Here is a 24938-nt window from a genome sequence, read left to right on the forward strand (position 1 = left end):
GATAGCCACTTGCTAGTATTGAAAAATCCACCAAGAGAAAAGCTATGGATTTTAATTTAAACGAAGATCAACTGGCTTACCAAGAAGCTGCAAGAGCATTTGCGGAAGGTGAGTTAATGCCGAATGCGGCCGAGTGGGATGAAGAAAAGACATTCCCACTAGAGACTATCGCCAAAGCGGGTGAAATGGGTTTTTGCGCCATGTATAGTCCCGAAGAAGTCGGTGGCATGAACATGAAGCGAACGGATGCAGCAATTGTGCTGGAAGAACTGGCCAGAGGTTGCACGGCGACGGCGGCATTTATATCAATCCACAACATGGCCTTGTGGATGATAGCCAACTGGGGTACTGAGCAGGCAAAAGCGGAATTTTGTCCGACATTAGTGACCGGTGAGCACCTCGTAAGCTATTGCCTAACAGAGCCTAATGCAGGAAGTGATGCTGCCTCATTGCGTACCAGCGCGAAAAAAGATGGCAGCGATTACATAATTAATGGCGGCAAGATGTTTATTTCTGGCGCCGGCAGCACCAAAGCCTTGGTAGTAATGGCGCGTACAGGTAGCCAGGATGATGGTGCAAAGGGTATCAGCGCTTTTGTAATTCCTGCGGATGCTAAAGGTGTGAGCTACGGAAAGAATGAGCCCAAAATGGGCTGGAATGCTCAGCCTACCCGTGCCATCAGTTTTGAAAATGTTAGAATCCCTGGTCATTACCTACTTGGCAAAGAAGGTGAAGGTTTTAAGTTTGCTATGATGGGGCTCGATGGTGGACGTATTAATATAGCTACGACCGCAGTAGGTACGGCTCAGGCAGCGCTAGAAGCAAGTCAGCGCTATATGCATGAGCGTAGCCAGTTTGGAAAGCCCTTGGCAAATTTCCAAGCCCTGCAATTTAAGTTGGCCGATATGGCAACTGAGTTGGTGGCGGCAAGACAAATGGTTCGATTGGCTGGCTTTAAGCTAGATAATAATCATCCCGATAAAACCACCTACTGTGCGATGGCTAAACAATTTGCCACAGATGTTAGTTTTAAAGTGTGTAATGAAGCCATGCAAATTCATGGTGGCTATGGATATTTACGCGAGTATCCCATCGAACGTTATGTTCGTGATACCCGTGTGCATCAAATTCTTGAAGGTACAAACGAAGTTATGCGTATGCTGGTTTCTCGCCGCATTCTGCAGGACGGAGCAACGGAGTCGATACGATGAGTGAAACAGGTTTATTAAAATACGAAACGCGTGGTCATACTTGCATTATCACCATGAACAATCCTCCGGCCAACACTTGGACGCCAGAAAGTCTACGTGAGCTAAAGGCTAAGGTTGAAGAATTAAATGCAGATAAAGATAACTATGCTCTAGTTATTGCCAGCGAAAGCGAAAAATTTTTCTCGGCTGGTGCCGATTTAAATCGCTTTAATCATGATGACAAAGGTCAGGCCTTTGAATTTATTGGCGCCTTTGGTGAAGCATTTGAAGCATTAGCGGATTATCAAGGTGTTTCGATTGCAGCGATTACAGGCTTTGCCATGGGTGGTGGTCTGGAGACAGCTTTGGCCTGTGACATCCGTGTTTGTGAGGAGCAAGCTCAGCTGGCCTTGCCAGAAGCGGCCGTAGGTTTGTTGCCTGGTGGTTTAGGTACGCAGCACTTGCCTTGGTTGGTTGGCGAAGCTTGGGCGAAGCGAATGATTCTTTTGGGTGAGCGTGTTAAGGCTGAAAAAGCTGAGCAGATTGGCTTGGTTCAGGAAGTAGTAGCAACTGGCTCTGCGCTTGATAAAGCCGTAGAGCTGGCGGAGAAGGTTGCTAAGCAATCGCCAACTTCCGTGCGAGTTTGTAAAGAGCTCATTATGGCGGCTCGTAGCCAAACCATGAATTCTGCGCGAGCTTTAGAGCGTGAGACCTTTGTGAAGTTGTGGGATACACAAGATCAGAAAGAAGGTGTTGCGGCTTTTATTGAGAAGCGGGCTCCCGATTGGAAAAACGCCTAAAAATGGATTTATGGGCGCACTTTAGGCCCGATGGCGGCGTCAGCGCTGTGCTCGTTCAGTTGCGTACTTCGTGTGCGCGCCTTCTCTGTGCGCAGTGCTTCCTTGCTCTCGGGCCTAAATTACACCCCTAAATCCATTTTTCCCCACGGTAAAAATTTCATTCTTTTGGTCTGGCTGGTCCGTGCTGACGGGCGAATGGAAATAGATCTGAATTTAAATCTGAGAAGCGATGATGGCTGAATTATCTGTTTTGTTTGAAGAGTTGGAAGCGGCGGCTGGTAAAAAAATCGGCGTGGCAACTTTAAATGCTGAAAAATCCCTTAACTCTCTTAATTTGCAGATGATCGATTTACTGCAAGAGCGTTTTAGTGCCTGGGAAGAAGATGATGCAATTACCTGTGTGTTTTTGCAGGGTGCTGGCGATAAGGCATTTTGTGCGGGCGGTGATGTTGTCGCTTTGCATGGTGGCAGCGCTGCCTACGGCGAGGCGGTCCCAAACGATTACTGTGTAAACTTTTTCGCGCGTGAATATGCATTGGATTATCACATGCATACTTTCAAGAAGCCTATTATTTTATGGGGCCACGGAATTGTGATGGGGGGCGGCCTTGGTTTAATGGATGCTGCGAGTCATCGTGTAGCGACAGAAACCAATCGTATGGCCATGCCGGAGGTTACTATTGGTTTGTACCCTGATGTGGGCGGCACATGGTTTCTAAATCACGCTCCGGGTAATACAGGTTTGTTTCTCGGTTTAACCGGCGCCAATATCAATGCGGCAGATGCTAAGTTTGTTGGCTTGGCAGATCGTTTGGTGGCTAATGAGTATCGTGCCAATGTGCTGGCAGATTTGCAGGCTGCGGATTGGGCTGCTGATGCGGAAGCGGTAGTTAATAAAGTGCTGCGTGCTTACGAGGCCAAGTCTCAAGATAAAATGCCAGAGCCTAATGTGCGCCCCAATTATGATTTGATTAATCAGCTTTGCGATGGCGACTCCGCTGCTGAAATCTGTCAGCAAATTTTGGATTATCAAACGGAAGATAAGTGGCTTTCGCGTGCCATTGGTACCTTGCGTAATGGTTGTCCAATTACGCCGCATTTGGTCGTCGCTCAAATGCGTGAGGGAGCACATAAAGGCTTGGCTGATGTGTTTCGTATGGAGCTAGTTATGTCGCGTCATTGTGCGGCGAAGGGGCACTTCAAAGAAGGTGTGCGTGCGCTACTGATTGATAAAGATCGTCAGCCCAACTGGCAACATAAAAACATTGCCGATGTGACCGCCGCTGAGGTCGCAGAGTTTTTCGTTCCTTTTGATGATGATCCTTTAAGCCACCTTTAAGTCGACTAAGCGTTGACTCGAGGCCAAAGTATCCTAATTTGGAGAAAGTTATGAGCAAAAATATTGCCTTTATTGGCTTAGGAAATATGGGCGCGGGTATGGCGGCCAACCTAGTAAAGGCGGGCTTTACGGTTACCGCTTTTGATTTGTCGGCCGAGGCTTTAAATCAAGCTAAAGCTAATGGCTGCGCGGTTGCCAATAGCGCGACTGATGCGGTGGCCTCTGCTGATGTGATCGTATCCATGCTGCCCAATGGGCAAATTGTTGAAAACCTATATATCCACAATGACAAGCTGCTTTCATCGATAGCAAAACATGCTTTGATTATTGATTGCTCGACTATCGCGCCAGAAAATGCCCGTAATCTTATCGCTGCGGCAGCTGATGCAGGGATTGCGGCAATTGATGCGCCGGTGTCTGGTGGTGTTGCTGCGGCAGCGGCTGGCAGCTTGGCATTTATGTGTGGTGGCGAGGAGTCAGCCTGTGAAGCGGCTAAACCTGTGCTTGAGGCCATGGGAGCTAATATTTTCCGCGCTGGTGATGCGGGCGCAGGGCAGGTGGCTAAGATCTGTAATAATATGCTGTTGGCTATTCATATGACAGGCACTGCGGAGGCCTTGCAGCTGGGTATGGATAATGGTTTAGATCCAGCCGTTTTATCCAATATTATGCTTAAGAGCTCTGGTTGTAATTGGAGCCTCGAAAAATATAACCCGGTTCCTGGGGTGATGGAGGGGGTTCCATCCAGCAACAATTATCAGGGCGGCTTTATGGTTGACTTGATGTTGAAGGATCTGGGTTTGGCGATGGAGGCTGCCTTGGCAAGCCGATCATCCACCCCAATGGGTGCTGCGGCGCGTAATTTGTATAGCTTGCATAAAAACAGCGATCAAAGTGACAAGGGTGCGAAAGACTTCTCTTCTATCCTTGAGTTGTTTGCAAGGTAGCCTACCTTATTGAGTGGCGTATTAAGCTGTTGCTACATGTTGACATGATTTAATACGTCGCTTTTCCACATCTTTAAATATTTCGAATATCCTCTTTTACTAATACGGTTAAGTGGCGTTCCTTTTCGTGCGATTAGTCACCGCTTGATTGTTTGCCGTTTTACTTTTGGCCAAGTACTATCAAGACTCGTAGTCTAATATCAAGGTTAAAAGCCCGTATCAAGTTAATACATGGCACTTAGCCTACAATTCTTACAAGGTTTACATTATGTCCTCAATGCTTAGTCGCTTGGCGGCTACTTGCTTTGTGCTGTTGTCTGGCTCTGCGCTCGCTGAGTCTGTGCCAAAAGCAAAGCTTGAACCCTGTTATCTGCCCAATTTATCTGATCAAGTATTTTGTGGTGAGCTTACTCGCCCAGAGACGGTCGGTGGCGAAAAAACAATTGCCGTGCACTATGCGGTACTGCCTGCGCTGAGGGATAATTTTCCTGGGGAGGCTGTACTTGCAATTGCTGGGGGGCCGGGGCAGTCGGCAATGGATTTGGCCGCTCACTTCAATCAAACCTTAAGCGATGTGCGGCGAGAGCGAGACATCTTACTGATTGATCAGCGTGGTACCGGGCGCTCTAACATTTTGCATTGCGATGAAATGGATTCTCTAGAGCAGTTATCCTTTGACGATCAGAGTATGGACATCGCTAAAGAGACTCAGCGCTGCAAAGATGATTTGGCAGTCGATCTAAATGGCTATACTAGCCGCCAAGCGCTTGCTGATTTTGAAGCTATTCGTAAAAAGCTAAATTACGAAAAGTTGCATTTGTTTGGCACTTCTTATGGCACTCGTATGGTGCAGCTGTATATGCGTCATCATCCTAATGTCATCGCAACAGCGAGCATGGACGGTCTTGTGCCGCTGCAGCAAAATGTTCTTGCAGTGGGCGAATCTGTAGACCACTCTATGGAGCTAATGCTAAAGCAGTGTGAGCTCCAGCCGGCTTGCCATAATCGTTTTCCTAACCTCAGGCAAGATTTTGAAAGTCTGCTGAGTAATATTGGCGGGCAAACCCTGTTGCAAGGCGTAAAGCATCCGATATCGGCAGAAGGAGCCGCGCTGCGCCTGACGAAATCAAAGCTCAATGGAATTTTACGCTTAGCGCTATACAGCCAGCAGGCCAGGAGTTTACTGCCTTATGCTATTGATCGTTTAAAGCTTGGTGATAGCGGGCCTGTGCTTGGCTTGTTTGGTTTGACCATGTCTGGTTTTGATCTTGCGATGGGCATGCATGCAGCGGTGGTCTGTGCAGAGGACTGGCCAAGATTAACAGAGCAAGATAGGCAAGCCTTGAAGGGAAGTTTAATTGGCGAGGATATGATTGCCGCATTGGATATTGCCTGTCCGATTTGGCAGCTGGAGGCTGATGTTGCAGATTTTGCAGAGCCTTTGCACAGTGATATTCCTACATTGTTGTTGTCCGGAAAATATGACCCCGCGACACCGCCAGCGTGGGCCGAGACAATGATTGAACAGCTAAGTCATAGTCGACATATCGTCTTCCCTAATGGCACTCATGCAGTAGCGGGGCATACCTGTGCTGATGAATTGATCACTGCTTTTATCAGCAATCCTAAGTTGGATGAGCTCGATGTGAGCTGTGTTGAAAAAGATAGGGAGCGAGGCTTTTTTATAAATGCCAATACAGCTTCGGCCGCAGTAACAGAGAAGGAATCTGCTGATGATTGAGGTGCACAATTTAAGTAAAAAGATTGCCGATGTTCAGGCCTTGGATCAGCTGAGCTTCAGTGCAGGCGATGGAAAGATAACCGGTTTGTTAGGGCCAAATGGTGCCGGTAAAACGACCTGCCTCAGAACATTGTTTAATCTGCTTGATGCCGATAATGGTTGGGCTAAGGTGGATGGTATTAATGTGAAAGAGAATCCTCTAAAAGCTAAGAAGGGATTGGGCTTGTTCCCTGACCCTTTTGGTTTGTATGAACGCTTAAGCCCTCGGGAGTATATTCAGTACTTTGCTGAGTTAAATGGCCTTGCAAGTTCAGCGGCGAGCGCCGCTTGTGAAGAGGTGATTGAGCGTTTGCAAATGTCGGATATCGCTGATCGTCGCTGCAAAGGCTTTTCCCAAGGTCAGCGCATGAAAACGGCCTTGGCGCAAGCGATCGTACATAAACCCCAAAATATTGTACTTGATGAGCCCACCCGTGGGCTTGATGTAATGAGTACGCGAACTCTGCGAGACTTGCTGCTTGCCCTTAAAGCCGACGGGCACTGTATTTTATTTTCATCTCATGTGATGCAAGAGGTATCCGCTTTATGTGATGAAGTGGTGGTGATGGCCGCTGGCAGAGCAATTGCTCAGGGGAGCCCGGCTGAACTTTGTGAGCGCACAGAGCAAGATAGTTTAGAAGAGGCCTTCATAAGTCTTATCGGTTCAGATGAGGGGATTGCTGCATAATGACCGCTTGGATAAAGATTTATAAAAAAGAAATGAAGGATGCCATACGTGATCGACGATCAGTCATGGCGGCCTTGTCATATTCTATCGGCACCCCTTTGATCATGTGTATTTTGTTCATCGCCATGATTGATAAATTTTCGAGTCCCAGTGCCTTGTATCTTACGATTGAGAATCCGCAACAAGCGCCAGAGCTAATGCGTCATTTGCAGAGTAAGGATATTTTTTCTAAGGATGCCTTGCCGGAAGGCAAGAGTACCAAAGCCATCACTTTAACGATCGATGACGGCTATTTGTATGCCATGCAGCATGGAGAGTTGGCAACACTTACTATAACGGCCGATTTCTCAAACGATAATTTGCGCAGCTCGATTCGACGTTTACAGCGGGAGCTTAGAAGCTTTTCAAGGGAAGTCGCAGCGTTACGTTTAATTGCGCGAGGTGTCTCGCCCGAAGTTATCAGGGTTTTGGATGTGCAGGCTAAGGATACTGCTAAGCCAGAGGCAAAAGGTGGATTCATTATTGGTGTTGCTATCTTTATGATGATTTACGCCGTGTTTATCTCTGGTATGAACTTGGCCATTGACACTAGTGCTGGTGAGCGCGAAAGAAACTCTCTTGCATTAATGCTGAGTTTGCCCATTCGCGTAAGTGATTTAGTCCTGGGTAAGCTGCTGGCGGTAAGTAGCTTTGCGCTATTTGGTTTATGCATGATTTTGTTGGTGTCGAAAATAGCTTATGCCTATGTGCCATGGCAGGAGCTGGGCGCCAATGTCATTATTGATGGCCGCTTCGCCTTATATATGTTGCTGTTCAGTTTTCCTCTGGCTTTGCTGGCGGCCAGCATGCAGTTATTTGTGTCTTTTATGGCAAAAACGTTTAAAGAGGCGCAATCCTATTTAACCATTGTTTTAATTTTGCCAATGGGTATGGCCATGGTCACAGGCTATGACATTGGCCCAGACATGTTACGCTGGCTGCCGGTTTCTGGGCAGCAAAAAGCATTGATGGAAGTGGTAAAAGGAAATGTGCTGCCTTGGGATTCACTGCTGATGGCGACGGCAATCACTTTGCTGTTAACGGGCGCGCTGGTAGCTGCGCTGATGAAGTTGTTAAGTAGCGAGAAAACGGTCTTTTCGTTATAGCGTCGCTACTCGCTTTCTGGCTTCCCTAAACTTGGGGGGGCCAGAAAGCTATTAGACTTCGATTAGTCGGCCTTTAAGTCCATTATGAGTTGTACATTCACCGCCGCAGAGCTGGCGATATCAATATTGCCTACAGTGCCGGCTAACTTGTTAAGGTTTGAGTTTGGAATGCCAAAGTCGCTTGCTGAAACAAGTACGGCTTTACGGCTGCTAACCATTAAGCGGCGGCCGGTGTTGGCGACTAGTAATTCTAAACCTAACTCCTTGCTGCCTTGCCAAATCTTTAAAGTCCCTTTCACCAACATCGACTTTATCTCACCGGTTTTGGGGAGACTGTGTGGGTCAATATGGGCGCTAATTTCAATCGATGGGTATTTGTCGTACTCAAAAAATAAATCTCTAAGTCTTCCATCACGAATAGGGTTAATGGTGTCTAGGTTTTTTAAGTCGATATGGGCGACAAATTTCCCGTTTTTATCAAGCGCGCCGCTTAGCTTGCTAATGGTGGCAGGCTCGATAATGTATTGCTTCTTGGTGGTGGCAAAGTTAAGGGCAGATAGCTCGGGATTAATTTCGTAATGCCCAGCAAAGAGTTTTGGGGCAAGTAGAATGCACAGGGCTAGCATCCAGTACTTCATATTATTCTCCGTTATAATTGTTACTTTGTAAGCAGCATAGCAGAAAAAAGGGGCTAGAACCTATGGCTCTGCCCCTTTTTGGTGCTGCGTATTTAGAAGAAAGCTGACTTAGCTTAAGCCTAGTTTCTTCTCAAGGTAGTGGATGTTCACACCACCTTCGGCAAATGCTCGATCGCGTGCCAATTCCTGTTGTAGCGGAATGTTGGTTTTGATGCCGTCGACAATCATCTCATCCAAAGCGCTTCGCATACGTAGCAAAGCTTCTTCGCGAGTATCGCCAAAAGTAATTAACTTAGCGATCATTGAGTCATAGTTAGGCGGTACCAAGTAGCCACTGTATAGATGTGAGTCTACTCGTACACCTAGCCCACCTGGCGGGTGAAAGTTAGTTACACGGCCGGGGCTCGGCAAAAATGACTTTGGATCTTCGGCGTTAATGCGTGCTTCAAATGAGTGCCCTTTGATGACAATGTCTTCTTGTTTCAAAGAGAGTGGTTCGCCACAACAAACGCGAATCTGTTCTTTGATTAAGTCGACACCGGTCACCATTTCGGTAACTGGATGCTCAACCTGAATACGGGTATTCATTTCGATAAAATAGAAGCGACCGCCCTCGTATAGGAACTCAAAAGTACCAGCGCCGCGGTATCCAATTTCGATACAGGCGTTGACACAAGATTGCTGAACTTCGGCACGTACATCATCAGGAATACCTGGTGCTGGTGCTTCTTCAAGAACTTTTTGGTGGCGGCGTTGCAAAGAACAGTCGCGATCACCTAAGTGAATGGCGCCACCCTGTCCGTCGGACATAACCTGGATTTCTACGTGGCGAGGGTTCTGTAAAAACTTTTCCATGTAGACAGTATCGTCACCAAAAGCCGCTTTTGCTTCAGCTTTAGTAATGGCGATCGATTGGATCAGCTCTTTTTCTTCATGAACAACACGCATGCCTCGGCCACCGCCGCCAGCGGCAGCTTTGATGATAACCGGATAACCGACATCGCGACCAATGCGTAAGCAGGTTTCTTTGTGCTCCGGTAGTGGGCCGTCAGAACCCGGTACGGTTGGTACGCCGGCGCGTTTCATGGCTGAGATGGCCGAAACCTTATCACCCATTAAGCGGATCACATCGGCATCGGGGCCGATAAAGGTAAAGCCGCTTTTTTGTACCTGCTCTGCAAAGTCAGCATTTTCCGCAAGGAAGCCGTAGCCGGGGTGTACTGCTGTAGAGTCAGTAATCTCCATGGCGCTGATAAGAGCTGGAATGTTTAAATAACTTTCTGGCGATGGGTTAGGGCCAATGCAAACTGATTCATCAGCCAATCGCACATGTTTCAAATCGCGGTCAATCTTCGAGTGCACCGCTACAGTTTTAATGCCCATTTCTTTACAGGCACGCAAAATGCGTAGTGCAATCTCACCGCGGTTGGCAATGAGTAATTTCTGTATCATAAATGTTTCCTCAATGGGCTATTGTTTATCGCTTAGGGTGGAAGTCGATTTAAACAATAGTTACCAGAGGTTGATCAAATTCAACTGGCTCGCCATCTTCGATCAAGATGGCTTCGATGATGCCGGCTTTGTCTGCTTCAATTTGGTTCATCATCTTCATGGCTTCAACAATACAAACCACATCGCCAGGTTTAACCTGCTGGCCTACTTTCACAAACGGCGTGGCGCCTGGGCTTGAGGCTGCGTAGAAGGTTCCAACCATTGGCGATTTAACCGAATGGGTGTTGCTAGCCGGAGCGGCAGGCTCGGAACTTTCGGCTGGGGCTGCAGCGGCAGCTGGAGCAGCGGCCGGCATCGGAGCGGCTGGAGCCATTGCAGGCATCATTGAAACGGTTTGCATGGAAGAAGAGCCGCGGCTAATGCGAACTGATTCTTCGCCTTCTTTAATTTCCAATTCGCCGATATCAGATTCTTCTAACAGCTCGATCAGTTTTTTAATTTTACGAATATCCATGTTTAAACTCGCTAATTGTTCTGTCGTTAAAAACGGTTGTGTTGGTTCAAGCTACATTCTCTATTGCCCAATCCAAAGCTAGTTCATAGCCTTTGGCGCCAAGGCCGCATATAACGCCCACAGCAATATCGGAAAAATAGGAATGGTGTCGAAAGCTTTCTCTTTGATGCACATTAGATAAATGCACTTCAATAAAAGGGATGTTTACCCCAGCCAGCGCATCACGCAGTGCAACGCTGGTATGGGTGAAGGCTGCCGGGTTGAAGATGATAAAATCAACTCCTTCGCGGCGGGCATCATGAATACGTTCAATCAACTCGTATTCGGCATTGCTCTGCAGGGCCATTAGATGGTGGCCAGCTTCTTTGCATTGTGCGCTTAAGCTTTGATTGATGTCTTCTAAAGTTGTGTGACCGTAAATCTCCGGCTCGCGAGTGCCAAGCAGGTTCAGGTTTGGGCCATGTAAAACCAAGATGGTGGCCATAGCGGCTGCCCTTTATTGTGATTATTGATCAGATGAATATGGGCAGTGTGCACGATTTTTGGGCGGATGTCTATGTGATTGGCGAAAAACCCGTGTTTTGACGAAGATGCCAACAAGATTGGCGAAGTTGTGCTTTGTTTTTCTCATGCAAAAGTCGAGCATATGCTGTGTTTTTGCAAGAAGTGTATCTTTTCGGAGAAGTTGTAATGCTTTTCTGGGTTTTTAGCCTATGTTTTGGTCAACTTCTGGGAAGTTGCCTTAAAGTGGCATTGAAAAGGCGCTTAAAAGCGCCGATCTAGCTAATTAGTCTTGGTGGAAGAGAGTAATATCTCTTCTGTGAGCAGTTGAGGAAGTATTTGCACCTGACCTTTATGGTAAAAAAGGTATAAAGGCACACCGTTTCTACCATGGCTTTGCAGTAAGGAAGTGATCTGGGCGTCGTAGTTCGTCCAATCTGCTTTCATGGCTAGTGTGCCTTGCTGCTCAAGCTGCTTTTCGAAAGCTTCGGTAAACGCTATACGCTCATTGGCCAAGCAGGTTAAGCACCAAGCGGCCGTTGCATTAATAAATACAGATTGCTGTTTGCTTAGCGCGCCATCAAGCTTTTCTTTGCTATAGCTTTGCCAGAACCCATTCGCAGGTTCTGCAGATTGGGTGGAGAGTTTATCCATTACCCATGGAAGTGTGAGAGCCAGTGCAATAGTTGCGATGCTCAGTATTTTGTTTAGCGCGCTTTTATAGCGTAATAGCCAAAGGGCAAACGATAGCAGCGTTAGGCCAAATAGCGCCAATGCCATCGCATCACCACCAGCTTGGCGACCCAATACCCACAAGAGCCAGATAGCCGCAATAAACATTGGGAAGGCTAGGGCTTGTTTTAAGGTCTCCATCCAGGCGCCGGGTTTTGGCAAATACTTGCCAAGCGTAGGTATATAGCTCAGTAATAAAAACGGGGCAGCCATGCCAAAGCCAAGAGCTGCAAAAACAGAAAGTGCGACGGCAGGGCTCTGGCCTAGGGCAAAGCCTAATGCGCTGCCCATAAATGGCGCCGTACAGGGGCTAGCTACCACGCAGGCAAGCACGCCGGTAAAAAACGAGCCTTGATAGCCTGACTTCTGAGTCAGCCCTTGGCCGACTCCCATTAGGCGATTACCAAACTCTGCAAAGCCAGCCAAAGAAAGGCCCATGACAAAAAAGAGGTAGGCTAACAGGCTAACAAAGATTGGCGACTGTAACTGAAAACCCCAGCCTATGGTCTGCCCGCTGGCTTTTAAAAGCATCATGATGCCGGCAATTAGCACGAAGCTCAGTACTGCGCCTGCTGTATAGCTCCAGCCGTGTAATTTTTTATTGCTTGAGCTGTTACTGGCTTCCGCTAGGCTTAAGGCTTTGATGGATAAAACTGGGAATACACAAGGCATCAAATTTAGGATCAAGCCACCTAAAAAAGCAAAAATAATCGCTGCCAACCACGAGTCATTAGAGGGCTGGCCAGAATCTGGTGCTACTACTTGTGAAGGAGCAGGACTACTAGTGATTGAGCCCTTGTCGGTGTTTACTGTGTACCACAGCGTATGGGGTGGATAGCATAAGCCGGCATCGGCACAGCCTTGGAACTCCACTGCTAACTGATACTCGCTGTGATCTCCAGCTGGGCTTGCAATCTCAATTTGGGTGTTGTGGTAAAAAACCTCTAATTCTTTTTCAAAAGCTAGATCAAAAATTCGCTTACCATTTTGTAATTTGCCATTAAGCGTTTGGCTTTGCTGATCGTGCCATTTCTGGAATTTGAAACGATCCTTGTAGAGGTAGTAGCCATCGGCAATTTTCCAGTCTAGAAATATCGTCTTGTCTTTAAGGCTAAGACTGGCCTGATAGGCTTCTTCGATAGGAAGGAAATCAACTTGCTCGCTGCTGTTGACGGTAAACGCTGAGTTTAAAGCTGAACTCTGCTCGCTTGGGGCAAGTGAAAAGCTGGATTGAGCTTGGTTGGTATTGCTGGAAGCTTGTTCCAGAATGGGCTCTACCATTGGTTCGGCGGCAAAGGGACTTTGTGCCTTATCTTCCTGGGCTAGTGCCAATCCGCTAAGAAGCATTAGCATGCTGAGGAAGCTAGCAAGGCGTTTATTAAAGCTCATAAAACCATCTCTATAAATTTCTTAGCTGTAATCAGCTGTCGGTAGCAGTATTGATCTGCTCGACGGTAGTGCTTTGATAGAGTCATTTCAAAGCAGGATTTTGCTGTTTAGCGTTTGCTTTGTGCAGCGCTTTGTTGCACAGTCTCGCAATCTGAAGGGATTATACGACTAATAAAGCGTGTACCCACCCGTAATTATTAAAACTTAACTCAAAAAAGTATCACAAGAGCTGTTCATGTATCTTAGAAGCCTACTGCTGCTTTTGCCCTTCGCGTTAGTGGCTTGCCAGGCGCCACAGCCTGTGGCGGTGAAGAAGCCTGTTGTCGTCAAGCAAGCTCCGAAAGCTGATGGCAAGGCTGCTGAAGTAAAGCGTTTATTAAATGAAGCGGAAAAGGCTCTTGCCGCCAATCGACTGACCATCCCCAAAGGTAACAATGCCTTTGATCTGTATCGCCAAGTTATTAACCTCGACCCGGCCAATGTGCAGGCAAAATCAGGTCTGCAAATGATCCCGTTGCGCTATGTGGAAATGTCACGCTCGGCGGCGGCTAAGGGAAGCATCTCAAAGGCTAAGACTTGGTTGAGTAGGGCTTTATCGATCGATCCGGATAATGCACCAGCTAAGACAATGCTGGGTAACCTGCAGAAGGTAAATGTGCCTGCGGCGGTGAAAACCAACCCCGGGCAATCAGCCAAGAATGACAATCTGTTTTTAATTGACCCGCAAGCCCTAAAGTCTAAAGACGATAGTCTACAGCCATATCTGCAGCTAATTGCCCAGAAGGCCAAGATGGATGGTTTGCTGGCTATTATCAGTGCGCCTACAGATGCCGATGGGCGCTGGATCTATCTACAGATGAAGAAGGCCTTGCCAGGCTTTCGTTTGCGGGGAGATATTCGTCGCGGTCGACAACCCCAGGTTAAATTGGAGTCGCCCTAAATCCCGCTTGCTGCTCAAAAATGGCGCAGGTTGAATCAAGTGCCGTTTTTGGAGGTCCTGGCGGTTAAGCTGGGTTTTTCTTCTATGCTTAAATTGAATCCTTAAGGAGATTGCCTATTTGGCCGATATGAGGATGATACGCTCAAGCCCAAAATGGCTTTGGGGAGCTAAATCATAGGGGATAAACCGCAGTGACTTTGTTTCGACAATTAATTATCGCCATTAGTGTGCTTATGTGTACCCTGCTGGCGGTGAATCTAGTCATTAGTGTCTTGAATGCGCGGCTCTATTTTCATGAGCAAATGCAAAACCATGCTGAGGATACCGCTACTTCCTTGGCTTTAACCTTGTCTGGCCCGGCGGCACAGGCTGATGATGCGCAAGTTCGCTCATTAGTCGATGTTATCTTCGACCGTGGATATTATCGTAATATTGTCTTTCGCAAGAGCGTCGACAATCAACCAGCTATTCATCGTGAGCTGCCCATAGCGGTTGAAGGTATACCTGATTGGTTTATCAGCATCATTGATTTGCCTGAACCGGTTGGTCAAGCCGAGGTGGTCAGTGGTTGGCGAATCCTCGGAAATGTAGTTGTTGTTGGTAATCCTGGCTATGCCTACCGAGACCTCTGGCGTGTCTGCATTCAATACATTTATATTTTCCTCATCACCGCGGTCGTTTGTTATGGTGTTGTAGGCCTTGGTTTGCGTTATCTATTACGCCCCTTAAGCGAGGTGGAAAGTCAGGCTGAAGCCATTTGCCGTCGTGAATTCCCCGTACAGGATGAACTGCCCAAAACGGTGGAGCTGCGTCGCGTAGTAACGGCCATGAACCGCATGGTACAAAAGGTTCAGAGTATGTTTCAGGAGCAAGTTGGGCTTACTGAGAGTTTGTATAAGCAAGCTCACTTGGATCCTGTTACTCAGCTTTCAAATCGTCGTGACTTTGATGCCCGCATGACGGCTTATATCGAATCTGAGCGTAGTGGTAATCGCGGTGCCTTATTGTTGCTGCAAATCCAGGGCTTGATCGAATACAACGACAGTCATGGCCGAGAGGCGGGTGATGAATGTTTGCAATCCATTGCCAAAACTCTCGCTGAAGTGGTCACCATGAACGATGCCATTGTTGGCCGACGTTCCGGTGCGGATTTCTCGATATTTGTCCCGGAAGTCGATGAGGAGCAATCTAAATCATTAGCTGCCGAGCTAATTAATGCGCTTTCTCGCCGTAGTTGGTATCAAAGCAAAGAGCTGGCGCCTTATATTGGTGCTGCCCATTCAGAATCCATCGCACGTGAAAATAATCTACTTTCGCAAGCCGATATGGCCTTGAGGCAAGCTCAGCATCATGGTGAAGGTGGTGGTAATTGGGCGATAGCCGAGCGTGATACAGCTGAATCTGCACGTCCTGCTCACGAGTGGGGTGAAATGATTACTTCAGCCATCGAGCGCCGTGCTTTTGTTTTGCACTATCAGCCAGTGTACGGGATCGATGGCGGCTTGGTTCATCTGGAAGTGCTTTGTCGTTTGCAAGAAGGCGAAGAGTTGTTAACGGCAGGTGTATTTTGGCCAATGGTGGAGCGCTTCCACTTAAGTGCTGACTTGGACAAGGTATTGATAGAAATGCTGGCCGAGCAAAGCCCAGCCGGTGGCTCAATATTGTGTGTGAACCTATCTCCTAATTCATTGCACAACGATAAATTCGCGCCTTGGCTGGAAGGCTTTTTAAAGAGTAACCCTCAGTTTGCCGAACGCTTACAGTTGGAGTTACCAGCACAAATGCTAGAAGCGGACGAAGAAGTGCTGCGTACTGTGGTCGAGCGCCTAGGGCCTGCCTGTGCGGGTGTCTCCTTGGATCACTTTGGTGTGGCGGGCAGTGAATTTATGCATCTGCAGAGTATTGATCTGCGTATGCTAAAGGTCGATATGCGCTTTACCCACAGCATGAATCCTAAATCTGATAGCCGCTTCTATGTGGAAACCTTGCTTAAGATCGCGCGTAGCTGTGATTTAACCCTCTTTGCTGAGGGGATTGAGACCGAAGAACAATGGCAGGCCGTAAAGGATTTGGGGCTAGATGGTGGTCAGGGTTATTATCTTGGTCGACCTAGTGATCAGCCGTTGTAAGCTCAAGTTCATATAGCCTAGAGCATACTCCGGCCATAATAACGGAGTATGCTATGGGCTCATCCCTAAAAATATGTCGTGTTATCCCTTTCTTGGTGCTGGCTATTCTGGCTTGGCCTGCCTTTGCGCTTGAGTTGGTAGAAGAGGCCTATAGCCGCCCCTTACCACCTGGGCAGAGCACCGCTGTGGTGTATTTGAGCGTAGAAAACAGCAGTAGTAAAACTATCAAATTGACCTCTGTGAGCAGTTCTTTGGGTAAATCTGCCGAGTTTCATCGTCATATACATGAAGACGGCATGATGATGATGCGCAAGGTGGAGCAGCTGGAAATAGAGCCTGGCAAAATTTTACGGTTTCAGCCTGGCGGATACCATATAATGCTATTTGGGCTTAAGCAGCCGCTTCGTGTTGGAGATACCTTTGTTGTGCAGTTAAACAACGCTGACGGCGAGGTACTCGATGCCACGGTAGAGGTGAAAGCCTATTAATCGGTTTGTATAGAGAATAAAGCTCAATTGGAGCTTTTTAATACAATCCGAGCTTTTAATTTAAGGAGCTAAGTAATGAGTTATTCAGCAAATGGGGGTGCCTGGTTTCGAGGTGCGGGTTTTATCCTAGGAGTTTTCCTGCTGGTGACTGTGGTGCTAGGCATATATTGGAGCTCCGAGCCAGGTGAGGAGTTTTATTTATCTAAGGATAGCGAAGTACGCTTTCGCGCTTTACAGAATTCCAAAATTACCGGTGTAGAGACGACTAAAACATTGATTAGTGTTGCAGACACTCTACTGTATAAGCCGGGTGGGTTTTTATCCAATGATATTGTTCCACCAGGGGTGTGGCTGGATAATATTCCAAACTGGGAATACGGCGCATTAATTCAAGTGCGTGATTTAAGTAAGGCTATGCGTGAGAGTTTTAGTCGCTCGCAGTCACAGTCTACCGAGGATGTAGATTTAGCCTTAGCGGAACCTCGCTTCAATTTTGATCACAATAGCTGGATGTTGCCGGCCTCTGAAAAACAGTACAAAGAAGCGACCATGTACTTGCAGCAATACCTGGATCGTTTGGTTGATGACAACGCCAGCGACGCACAATTTTTTGCAAGGGCAGATAATTTACGCAATTGGTTGCGCACTGTTGAAACTCGACTAGGTAGTTTGTCTCAGCGACTCAGTGCTAGTGTGGGGCAGCGACGTATTAATACTGATTTGGCCGGTGAGGAAAATGCCAGTCAGAGTACCCCCGCGCCAGCTGAGTTAGAAGTGAAAACGCCTTGGTTAGAAATTGATGATGTATTCTATGAGGCTCGCGGTTCAACTTGGGCACTCTTGCAGTTTTTGAAAGCTATGGATAAAGACTTTGCTGATGTACTAGAAAAGAAAAATGCGCGAGTTAGTTTGCAGCAAATTATTCGAGAGCTTGAGGCGGCGCAAGAGCCTATTCTTAGCCCAATGATCGTCAACGGCAGTGGTTTTGGTATGTTAGCCAATCACTCTTTGGTAATGGCTTCATACATTTCTCGCGCAAATGCCGCTATTATTGATTTACGTGAGCTGCTGTCTAAAGGCTAAACTTTTCTGCATATTGCAGTTGCTTAAATCCTGCGAGGCATGTTTTGTCTCGCGGGGCGTTAAACCCTCCTAACCTTTTCTCATCTCTTTATGTTCGACGCTTTTATTTTAACCCGCGAGTGGAAAGATGCCCCTAGAGGCGTTCGTCTTGAGCTGTGGGTGGCCAGTGATATCGGGCCGGTAAAAGTGATTATTGATAAACAAGAGGCGGTTTTTTTTGTTGCGCAAGATGAATTGGCTGATGTTCAAGACATTCTTGGTGTGACTTGGCGTTATGCCGAAGTATCGATGCGAAGTTGGGATAATCGTGAATTGATGGCTTGTTACAATCGCAGTCAGAGGCGTCTGCGGGATGGCTTGCGGCAGTTAACCTCTCGTGGCATTCAGGTTTGGGAAGGGGATATTCGGCCTCCAGAGCGCTATTTGATGGAGCGTTTTATATTTGCCGGTATTGGCTTTGATGCAAAGCCTAAGCTGCAAGCAAAAGATTTTCCGGTTTTGCAGCAGCCGCGCTGCCGGCCATCAGATTACAAGCCAAAATTAAACGCTATATCCATTGATATCGAGACCTCCTTTGATGCTCGTAGCCTATATTCTATCGCGGCTGTTGGTGACTGTGATCCAATAGTGTTTATGGTTCAGGTGCCTGAGCATCAAGAGGCTATCGAGACAGGGTGCGTCGACAGTGAATCCGGCGAAGCTACATTGCTGTGGTTTGATAGTGCAGCTGAATGTTTGCAGGCATTTTTCGAATGGTTGAATGAGCAAGACCCTGACGTTTTGATGGGGTGGAATGTGGTGCAGTTTGACCTGTGGGTGCTTGAGCAAATGTGCCGTCGTCATGGTCTGCGTTATGCAATTGGCCGTGAGGGCCAAGAGCCCAGTTGGCGACAAGCCAATCAAGGTGGGCATCAATTTATAACAGTACCCGGGCGAGTTGTCCTAGATGGTATCGAGTTGCTTAAATCCGCCTTTTATAATTTTGAGAGTTTCGCTTTAGGGGCAGTGGCGGCCGAATTACTTGGTAAAGAGAAGCTGATTCAATCGGAAAATCGAGCTGAAGAAATTACCCGGCAGTATAAAGAAGAACCCATTGCACTTGCCAAATATAATATTCAAGACTGCCAGCTGGTTTGGGATATTTTTGAAAAGACCGAGCTGATGGATTTTGCCTTGGCTCGCAGTCAGCTTACCGGGCTGTCTGCGGATAAAAGTGGTGGCTCGGTGGCGGCCTTTGAATACGCTTATCTACCTCTATTGCATCGTGCTGGTTTCGTGGCCCCAAACCTTGGGGAGCTGCAATCGTCGGTGGTAAGCCCTGGCGGCTATGTAATGGATTCAAAGCCAGGTTTATATGAGCATGTATTGGTGCTCGATTTTAAAAGCCTATACCCTTCAATTATTCGTAGTTTTAATATTGACCCTTGTGCCTATTGGCAATCGCAACATTTATCTTTGGGCGACGAGGATTGTGTAATGGGCTTTAATGAGGCACGTTTTTCACGCCAGCATAGCTTATTGCCAGATATTATTGCTGAGCTGTGGAAAGAGCGAGAAGTAGCTAAAAGCGATAACAATCAGCCATTGTCCCAGGCGATTAAAATTATCATGAATTCTTTTTATGGTGTTTTAGGTTCCCCGGGTTGTCGGTTTTTTGATCCTAGGGTGTGCAGCTCGATTACCCTGCGTGGTCATGAAATTTTAATTGCCACCAAGCATTGGATTGAAAAAGCCGGCTACCGCGTTATTTATGGCGACACAGACTCCGTATTTGTACATTTGCCAGAGGTAAGCTCCAATGAAGAGGCGAACAGTATTGGTAGCGAGCTTGCCCAAAAGCTAAATCAATATTGGACGGAAAGATTACGGCAAGACCACCGAATTAAAAGTTACCTTGAAATCGAGTTTGAAACTCATTTTAGCCGCTTTTTTATGCCCACTATTCGAGGTTCAGAGTTGGGCAGTAAAAAGCGTTATGCCGGTTTAGTGAATCGCGATGGCAAAGAAGAAATGGTGTTTAAAGGCTTGGAGAATGTGCGCACCGACTGGACGATGTTAGCGCGGACTTTTCAGGAGGAGTTGTACCGTCGTGTATTTCTAGAATTACCTTACCGAGATTATGTCGAGGCGAAGGTCAAAGCTGTGCTGGCAGGCGAGCTGGATGATCAATTGATTTACCGAAAGCGTCTAAGGCAGGAGTTAAGTGACTACCGGCACAATATCCCCCCTCATGCACAGGCTGCCAGCAAAAGGTTAGAGCGAGACGGCCATCTTTGTAAGCAGGGTGATTGGGTGAGTTATGTGCTAACTCTAAATGGCCCAGAGCCTCTGGAATGGTTGCGCGAAGAGCGTGCCAGCGCCCTGGATTATGGCTTATATGTTGAGCGCCAGCTTAAGCCCGTTGCTGATGCCATTTTATCGATGGCGGGGGATTCCTTTGACGACATTGCTGCCAGTCAAATGAGTCTCTTTCATTGACATCTCAGCTAGCGCTACCGTAGCTATTGTCGCGGCTACCTTTCGTCGGTAAAGCGAGAGAAATCAAGCACGTATCTCAGTATTTAGCTGGCCGACTGGCGCTGGCCTTCTATCTTTAGGGGTAGCTTTGGCGCATTTGCCAAAGGCGCTATTGGCACTTGAGAAAACACTGTTTCTGCCGATACCGCTAAGAGACCTTAATTGAATCGGTAGAAGCCGCTAGTGAACCCTACATCTTCAGAGCCAAAGTGGGCCGTACCCACGCCATTGAGCACATTGAGAGATATCAGTGCTTTAGGCTTTGGCCGTGAAGAGGCCGTGAAGTTGTGTCAGTTGTTAGCCGACAACACCCGTGAGGGCGTTATCTTTCTAGATCGCCAGGGGCAAATTCTGATGGCTAATGCCACTGGTAGTACGCTCTTGGGTGGCTCGCGTCAGTGCTTAGGTAAGCCTCTAAACAATCTCTTGCAGGCGATGAGCCCAGATGGCTATCAGTGTTCGGTGCAGGAAAGCTTATTCAAGCGCCTTTGCGAAGGCGAAACCTGCACAGTGGCGCTCAGTCATGGCCCTGCCGATTTATATTTAATTCACAGCCGTCAACTTAATACCAAAAGTGCTTATGCCGTAGCTTGGTTACGTAAATTAAACTCCCCACGTGAGGCGATGCTGCGAGCAGGTGGCTTGGATAGCTTAACGGGCTTTGCTGGGCGCCAATCCTTTGAAAACGCTCTGAGCCAAGCCATGGAGAGGGCGCAGTCCGGTGTTAGTTCTGGGCTGCTCTATATAGATTTATACCATTTCAAAGTGGTCAATGAGAGCTGCGGTAATGATGCTGGTGATGAGCTGCTAAAGCAGGTTGCGGGTATTTTTGTTTCCTGTTTGCGTGGCAAGGATATGTTGGCGCGCCTTGGTAGTGATGAGTTTGGCGTACTATTAAGCGATTGCAGTTTGTCTGGTGCCCAGCAAATGGCTTCGCGCATTGTTAAGAAAGTAGAATCTTTTCGCTTCCGCTGGTCCGGCCAAGAGTTGGCGATCGGTGTCAGTATTGGTGTTGTCGCGATTAATGACGAAGGTGAGTCGGCGAATCAGTTGCTTGCAGCGGCGAATGCTTCGTGTAATGTCGCCAAAAAATCCGGTCGCAATCGCATCAAAGTTTATCATGGCGACGCTAAAATGAAGGCGCGCCAAGAGTCGATGCAATGGTTAAGTAAGATTCAAAAAGCCATTGCAGAAGATCGCTTCGTTTTATATGCCCAACCTATTGTAGAAACCGCCGATCTTGATCGTCATCATCACAGCGAAGTTCTCTTACGAATGCTTGATGAAGAGGGGGGCTTGGTTAGCCCGGGGCAGTTTATTCCGGCTGCTGAGCAGTTCGGTTTGATGGAAGAGTTAGATCGCCTAGTTTTACGTAAAGTGCTGGCCTTTATGTCAGAGCAAGATTCTGAACAGCATTATGCGGTTAATGTCTCCGGTGCAAGCTTAGGGGACTCTAAATTCTGTGATTACGCCTGTAAAATGTTAGATAAAACAGGCGTAAACCCTCATCGTATTCAATTCGAAATTACCGAAACGGCAGCAATCAGTAGTCGCAGAGCTGCCTTAGAGTTCATGCGAGAACTGGGTGATCGTGGTTGTAAGTTCTTTCTGGACGATTTTGGCCGCGGCCAGTCATCTTTGGCTTACCTACGAGATTTGCCGGTACATTACATTAAGATCGACGGCTTGTTTGTAAAGAATATGCTTCGTGACGCTAAAGACTATGCGATGGTTAGCACCATTAACCACTTGGCTCACGTGATGGGGCTGCAAACTGTCGCCGAATATGTCGAAAGTGAAGAGCTTCGACAAGCTTTGGAAGAATTGGGTGTCGATTTTATTCAAGGCTATCTGGTATCCCGCCCTGAGCCTCTAAAATAAAAATATTTTCACTAATTGTCTTTTTCTTGTCCTTTTCTTGCATCGCTGATCGACGTATGGGTAAGGTACTGCTTTGTGGTGCTGATTATTTACCCGTTCGCCCTAGGCGATCAAAAATATACAGTATTGAGAAAAGGATCGAGAATATGCAATACATCGCATTGATATACAGTGATGAAACTTTTGATGATGGGCCAATTGAAGAGCTATTGGCTGAGTACCAAGAATTCACCGATAAAGTAACAGCCGCTGGCGTTATGCGCGGTGGCGATGCCTTGGAGCTAACCAGTACCGCTACAACCGTACGTATGCGTGATGGCGAACTACTACTCAGTGATGGCCCCTTTGCCGAGACGAAAGAGCAGCTTGGGGGCTATTATTTGTTTGAATGTGTTGATCTTGATGAGGCCGTGTATTGGGCTAAGCAGATTCCTTCAGCTAAATACGGCAGCATCGAAGTTCGCCCGATTATGCCTACCGATGGCTAGTTACTCAGTAAATTGGCGGGACTTGTTGAACGACGAGTCCCCTCAAATTATTGCCTATCTAAGCAGACAGTGCGGTGGTGATATCGCTAGCGCTGAGGATGCATTGCAAGAAGCGACACTGCAAGCTTATGAACATTGGGCTGAAAATGGTTTGCCTGAAAAGCCCGCAGCTTGGCTATGCCATGTCGCGCGCTGTCGCTTATTGGATAAGCTGCGGCAAGATTCTCGTGATGGGCATCGCTTTATAGATGGTGAGCTTTTAGCGTCAGCGGTTGATCCTTCGGGCTTTATATCTGAACAGGATATTGCTGCCGAGAGCTTAGAAAATAATGATCAGCGTCTTGCGCTGATTTTTTGTTGCTGTCATCCGGCAATCGATGAAACCAGTCAGCTCGCATTGTTGTTACAGTTGATTGGGGGGCTGAACTATCGAGAGATTGCCAGCCAGTTATTGTTGTCGGCTGATGTCGTTCAGCGGCGTTTGAGTCGCGCGAAGAAGAAAATTAAGGAAGCTAAAATACCTTTCGAAGTACCAGAGCAGGAGCAATTGTATTCGCGCCAAGGGCATGTCCGCTCGATGATTTACTTGATGTTTAATCATTCGATGGAGATGACAGCCGAGCAGGCCGAACCTTTATTGCGACAATCAATAGACTTGTTACTGCTATTGCGTAAAACGGTCGATAGCCCTGAGAGTATGGCCTTGCATGCGTTGCTAATGTCGGTCATGGCTCGGCGAGCAGTTGGGACTTATGAGTTTGGACTTGCGCTTTCTGAACAGGATCGTAGTCAGTGGGATACGGTGGCAATAAGGCAAGCTGATAGCTTACTACAGCAGGCCTTGATGCTTCAGCAGCTGGGCCCTTTGCAGCTGCAAGCTGCCATTCACCTGTTGCACTCTCAGTCGCCCTCATGGGAGGAGACGGACTGGCAACAAATTGTATCGCTGTATGATTTATTAATTAAAATGCAGCCGTCCGCCTTGCCAAGGCTCAATAAATACATGGCGCAATTTTATTCTGGGGCAGACGCCCAAGAGATAATGGATAAAGTGAATGGCCTAACGCCGGAGCTTGAGAATTACTCGGCCTTTTATGGGGCTAAAATGATTTTGTTGTTGGAGCTGGCTGATTTTTCCTTGGCAGAGACGGCATATCAGCATGCTCTAGAGCTTGAGACTGCGCCTCGCCAACGTGAGTTGTTAACTCAGAATTGGCAAAAGGCGCAGCTTAACAGAAAGGATTTACACCTGAGCCAGTAATTCTTGGTACTGCTCTTCGCGTAAACGTGGACCATATTGAGCTACTAAAGTTGAAGCGCAAAGGCTGGCTAGTTTGCCGCAGCGTTCATAATCCCAGCCTTGGCTAAGGCCATAAAGAAAAGCGCCCGCAAATAAATCCCCAGCGCCGTTACTGTCGATGGCTTGGACTTGTTGTGCGGCGACTTTAATTTCTTTCTCGCCGTCCCACAATAGAGCACCTTCAGCGCCGAGGGTAATTGCAAAGCTATTAGCGTGGGCGCGTAATGCTTGGGCGGCTTCTTGGACATTGGCACTGCGGGTAAAGTGAATAGCTTCGGCTTCATTACAGAAAAGTAAATCCACTTTTTCGCCAATCATCTCGACAAGACCATCGTGGAAAAATTCCACCATGGCAGGGTCAGATAGACTCAGAGATGTTTTCACTCCAGCGGCACTGGCCACTTCACGTAATTCGATAGCGGCCGCTTTGCCGCTTTCCGAGCTGACTTGATAGCCTTCAATGTAAACCCACTGGGATTGTTTAATGGCATCATGATCAAGCTGCTGAGTAGAAACCTCAGCGCTGGCACCTAGAAAGGTATTCATTGATCGTTCAGCGTCAGGAGTGATCATTACTAGGCATTTACCGCTGATGCCAGTTTCGGCATAAACGCTGCTGGGGTAATCAACACCAGCTTGTTGCATATTTTCGGTAAAAAATCGGCCAGTTTCGTCGTTCGCTACGCGGCAGGAGTAAAAACTTTTCGCTCCGAAATAATTGGCTGCAATGATAGTATTTGCACCAGATCCGCCGCAGGCTCTCTTTGAGGCCACCAAGTGGTCCGACAGTTGCTTCATCAATTGATGTTGTCTGTCCTCGTCAACTAAGGTCATCAGACCTTTTTCGACACCGCATTGGTTGAGGTCTTGATCGTTCACTTCGATTTCAGTGTCGACCAGTGCAGCGCCCAGGCCATAGATGTGGTAATGACTCATGCAAATACCTTGCTATTCAGCTCGCAAAAGGGCGCTATTATGCTCATTTCGGGCCTGCTGA

At 47.5% G+C, this 24938-nt stretch carries 21 protein-coding genes; 15 read left to right on the top strand and 6 right to left on the bottom strand.

Going from position 1 to position 24938, the window contains the following annotated elements; all coding sequences use genetic code 11:
- Positions 1-44 precede the first annotated feature (44 nt).
- The 7 genes from Q1A08_RS17090 (at position 45) to Q1A08_RS17120 (ending at position 7889) form a co-directional block, all read left to right on the top strand.
- On the top strand, positions 45-1211 hold the full coding sequence (locus Q1A08_RS17090) for an acyl-CoA dehydrogenase family protein (RefSeq protein ID WP_299775136.1): 1167 nt from the start codon (positions 45-47) through the stop codon (positions 1209-1211).
- On the top strand, positions 1208-1990 hold the full coding sequence (locus Q1A08_RS17095) for an enoyl-CoA hydratase (RefSeq protein WP_299775138.1): 783 nt from the start codon (positions 1208-1210) through the stop codon (positions 1988-1990). The genes Q1A08_RS17090 and Q1A08_RS17095 overlap by 4 nt, the downstream gene beginning before the upstream one ends.
- A 232-nt stretch (positions 1991-2222) precedes the next feature.
- Positions 2223-3329: an enoyl-CoA hydratase/isomerase family protein gene (locus Q1A08_RS17100; RefSeq protein WP_299775140.1), complete on the top strand. Its 1107-nt coding sequence runs from the start codon at positions 2223-2225 to the stop codon at positions 3327-3329.
- Positions 3330-3367: 38 nt separating this feature from the next.
- Positions 3368-4276 (top strand): 3-hydroxyisobutyrate dehydrogenase, encoded by a 909-nt coding sequence (mmsB, locus tag Q1A08_RS17105; RefSeq protein ID WP_299775142.1) that lies wholly within the window; start codon positions 3368-3370, stop codon positions 4274-4276.
- A 268-nt stretch (positions 4277-4544) separates the two neighbouring features.
- A complete protein-coding gene (locus Q1A08_RS17110) occupies positions 4545-6017 on the top strand; it encodes an alpha/beta hydrolase (RefSeq protein WP_299775144.1) in 1473 nt (490 codons plus the stop codon).
- A complete protein-coding gene (locus Q1A08_RS17115) occupies positions 6010-6744 on the top strand; it encodes an ATP-binding cassette domain-containing protein (RefSeq protein ID WP_299775146.1) in 735 nt (244 codons plus the stop codon). Before Q1A08_RS17110 ends, Q1A08_RS17115 begins: the two co-directional genes overlap by 8 nt.
- Positions 6744-7889 carry an ABC transporter permease gene (locus tag Q1A08_RS17120; RefSeq protein ID WP_299775148.1) on the top strand — a complete coding sequence of 382 codons (1146 nt, stop codon included), beginning with the start codon at positions 6744-6746 and terminating at the stop codon, positions 7887-7889. The genes Q1A08_RS17115 and Q1A08_RS17120 overlap by 1 nt, the downstream gene beginning before the upstream one ends.
- A 62-nt stretch (positions 7890-7951) precedes the next feature.
- Here Q1A08_RS17120 and Q1A08_RS17125 read toward each other — a convergent pair whose 3' ends face one another.
- The 5 genes from Q1A08_RS17125 to Q1A08_RS17145 all read right to left on the bottom strand — a co-directional run bounded on the left by Q1A08_RS17125 (position 7952) and on the right by Q1A08_RS17145 (position 13115).
- The gene (locus Q1A08_RS17125) at positions 7952-8527 is read right to left on the bottom strand and encodes a YceI family protein (protein ID WP_299775150.1); all 576 of its coding nucleotides are present in this window, start codon (positions 8525-8527) and stop codon (positions 7952-7954) included.
- A gap of 108 nt (positions 8528-8635) precedes the next feature.
- Positions 8636-9979: an acetyl-CoA carboxylase biotin carboxylase subunit gene (gene accC, locus Q1A08_RS17130; RefSeq protein ID WP_299775152.1), complete on the bottom strand. Its 1344-nt coding sequence runs from the start codon at positions 9977-9979 to the stop codon at positions 8636-8638.
- A gap of 49 nt (positions 9980-10028) precedes the next feature.
- Positions 10029-10493 carry an acetyl-CoA carboxylase biotin carboxyl carrier protein gene (accB, locus tag Q1A08_RS17135; protein WP_299775154.1) on the bottom strand — a complete coding sequence of 155 codons (465 nt, stop codon included), beginning with the start codon at positions 10491-10493 and terminating at the stop codon, positions 10029-10031.
- A gap of 46 nt (positions 10494-10539) precedes the next feature.
- Complete coding sequence (aroQ, locus tag Q1A08_RS17140; protein ID WP_299775156.1) at positions 10540-10977, bottom strand: type II 3-dehydroquinate dehydratase; 438 nt, start codon at positions 10975-10977, stop codon at positions 10540-10542.
- A gap of 299 nt (positions 10978-11276) precedes the next feature.
- A complete protein-coding gene (locus Q1A08_RS17145; protein WP_299775158.1) occupies positions 11277-13115 on the bottom strand; it encodes a protein-disulfide reductase DsbD in 1839 nt (612 codons plus the stop codon).
- Positions 13116-13350: 235 nt separating this feature from the next.
- On the opposite strand from Q1A08_RS17145, the gene Q1A08_RS17150 reads away from it, so the two are divergent.
- From Q1A08_RS17150 to Q1A08_RS17185, 8 genes are all read left to right on the top strand, one after another.
- Positions 13351-14055, top strand: a complete 705-nt coding sequence (locus Q1A08_RS17150) for a hypothetical protein (protein ID WP_299775160.1) — start codon at positions 13351-13353, stop codon at positions 14053-14055.
- Between the two features lie 191 nt (positions 14056-14246).
- A complete protein-coding gene (locus Q1A08_RS17155) occupies positions 14247-16184 on the top strand; it encodes an EAL domain-containing protein (RefSeq protein WP_299775162.1) in 1938 nt (645 codons plus the stop codon).
- A gap of 53 nt (positions 16185-16237) precedes the next feature.
- Positions 16238-16672, top strand: coding sequence for a copper chaperone PCu(A)C (locus Q1A08_RS17160; protein ID WP_299775164.1), 435 nt, complete (start codon positions 16238-16240; stop codon positions 16670-16672).
- Positions 16673-16747: 75 nt separating this feature from the next.
- Positions 16748-17755: a DUF2333 family protein gene (locus tag Q1A08_RS17165; protein ID WP_299775166.1), complete on the top strand. Its 1008-nt coding sequence runs from the start codon at positions 16748-16750 to the stop codon at positions 17753-17755.
- Positions 17756-17845: 90 nt separating this feature from the next.
- The gene (locus Q1A08_RS17170; RefSeq protein ID WP_299775168.1) at positions 17846-20233 is read left to right on the top strand and encodes a DNA polymerase II; all 2388 of its coding nucleotides are present in this window, start codon (positions 17846-17848) and stop codon (positions 20231-20233) included.
- A gap of 222 nt (positions 20234-20455) precedes the next feature.
- Positions 20456-22153: an EAL domain-containing protein gene (locus Q1A08_RS17175; protein ID WP_299775170.1), complete on the top strand. Its 1698-nt coding sequence runs from the start codon at positions 20456-20458 to the stop codon at positions 22151-22153.
- 146 nt (positions 22154-22299) lie between these two features.
- A complete protein-coding gene (locus Q1A08_RS17180) occupies positions 22300-22641 on the top strand; it encodes a YciI family protein (protein ID WP_299775172.1) in 342 nt (113 codons plus the stop codon).
- A 25-nt stretch (positions 22642-22666) separates the two neighbouring features.
- Positions 22667-23902 (top strand): sigma-70 family RNA polymerase sigma factor, encoded by a 1236-nt coding sequence (locus Q1A08_RS17185; protein ID WP_299775174.1) that lies wholly within the window; start codon positions 22667-22669, stop codon positions 23900-23902.
- On the opposite strand, the gene Q1A08_RS17190 is transcribed toward Q1A08_RS17185, so the two are convergent.
- Complete coding sequence (locus Q1A08_RS17190) at positions 23885-24877, bottom strand: adenosine kinase (RefSeq protein ID WP_299775175.1); 993 nt, start codon at positions 24875-24877, stop codon at positions 23885-23887. The genes Q1A08_RS17185 and Q1A08_RS17190 overlap by 18 nt on opposite strands.
- Positions 24878-24938 lie beyond the last annotated feature (61 nt).

Origin of the sequence: uncultured Pseudoteredinibacter sp. (assembly GCF_947500695.1) — a bacterium.
GTDB lineage: Bacteria > Pseudomonadota > Gammaproteobacteria > Pseudomonadales > Cellvibrionaceae > Pseudoteredinibacter.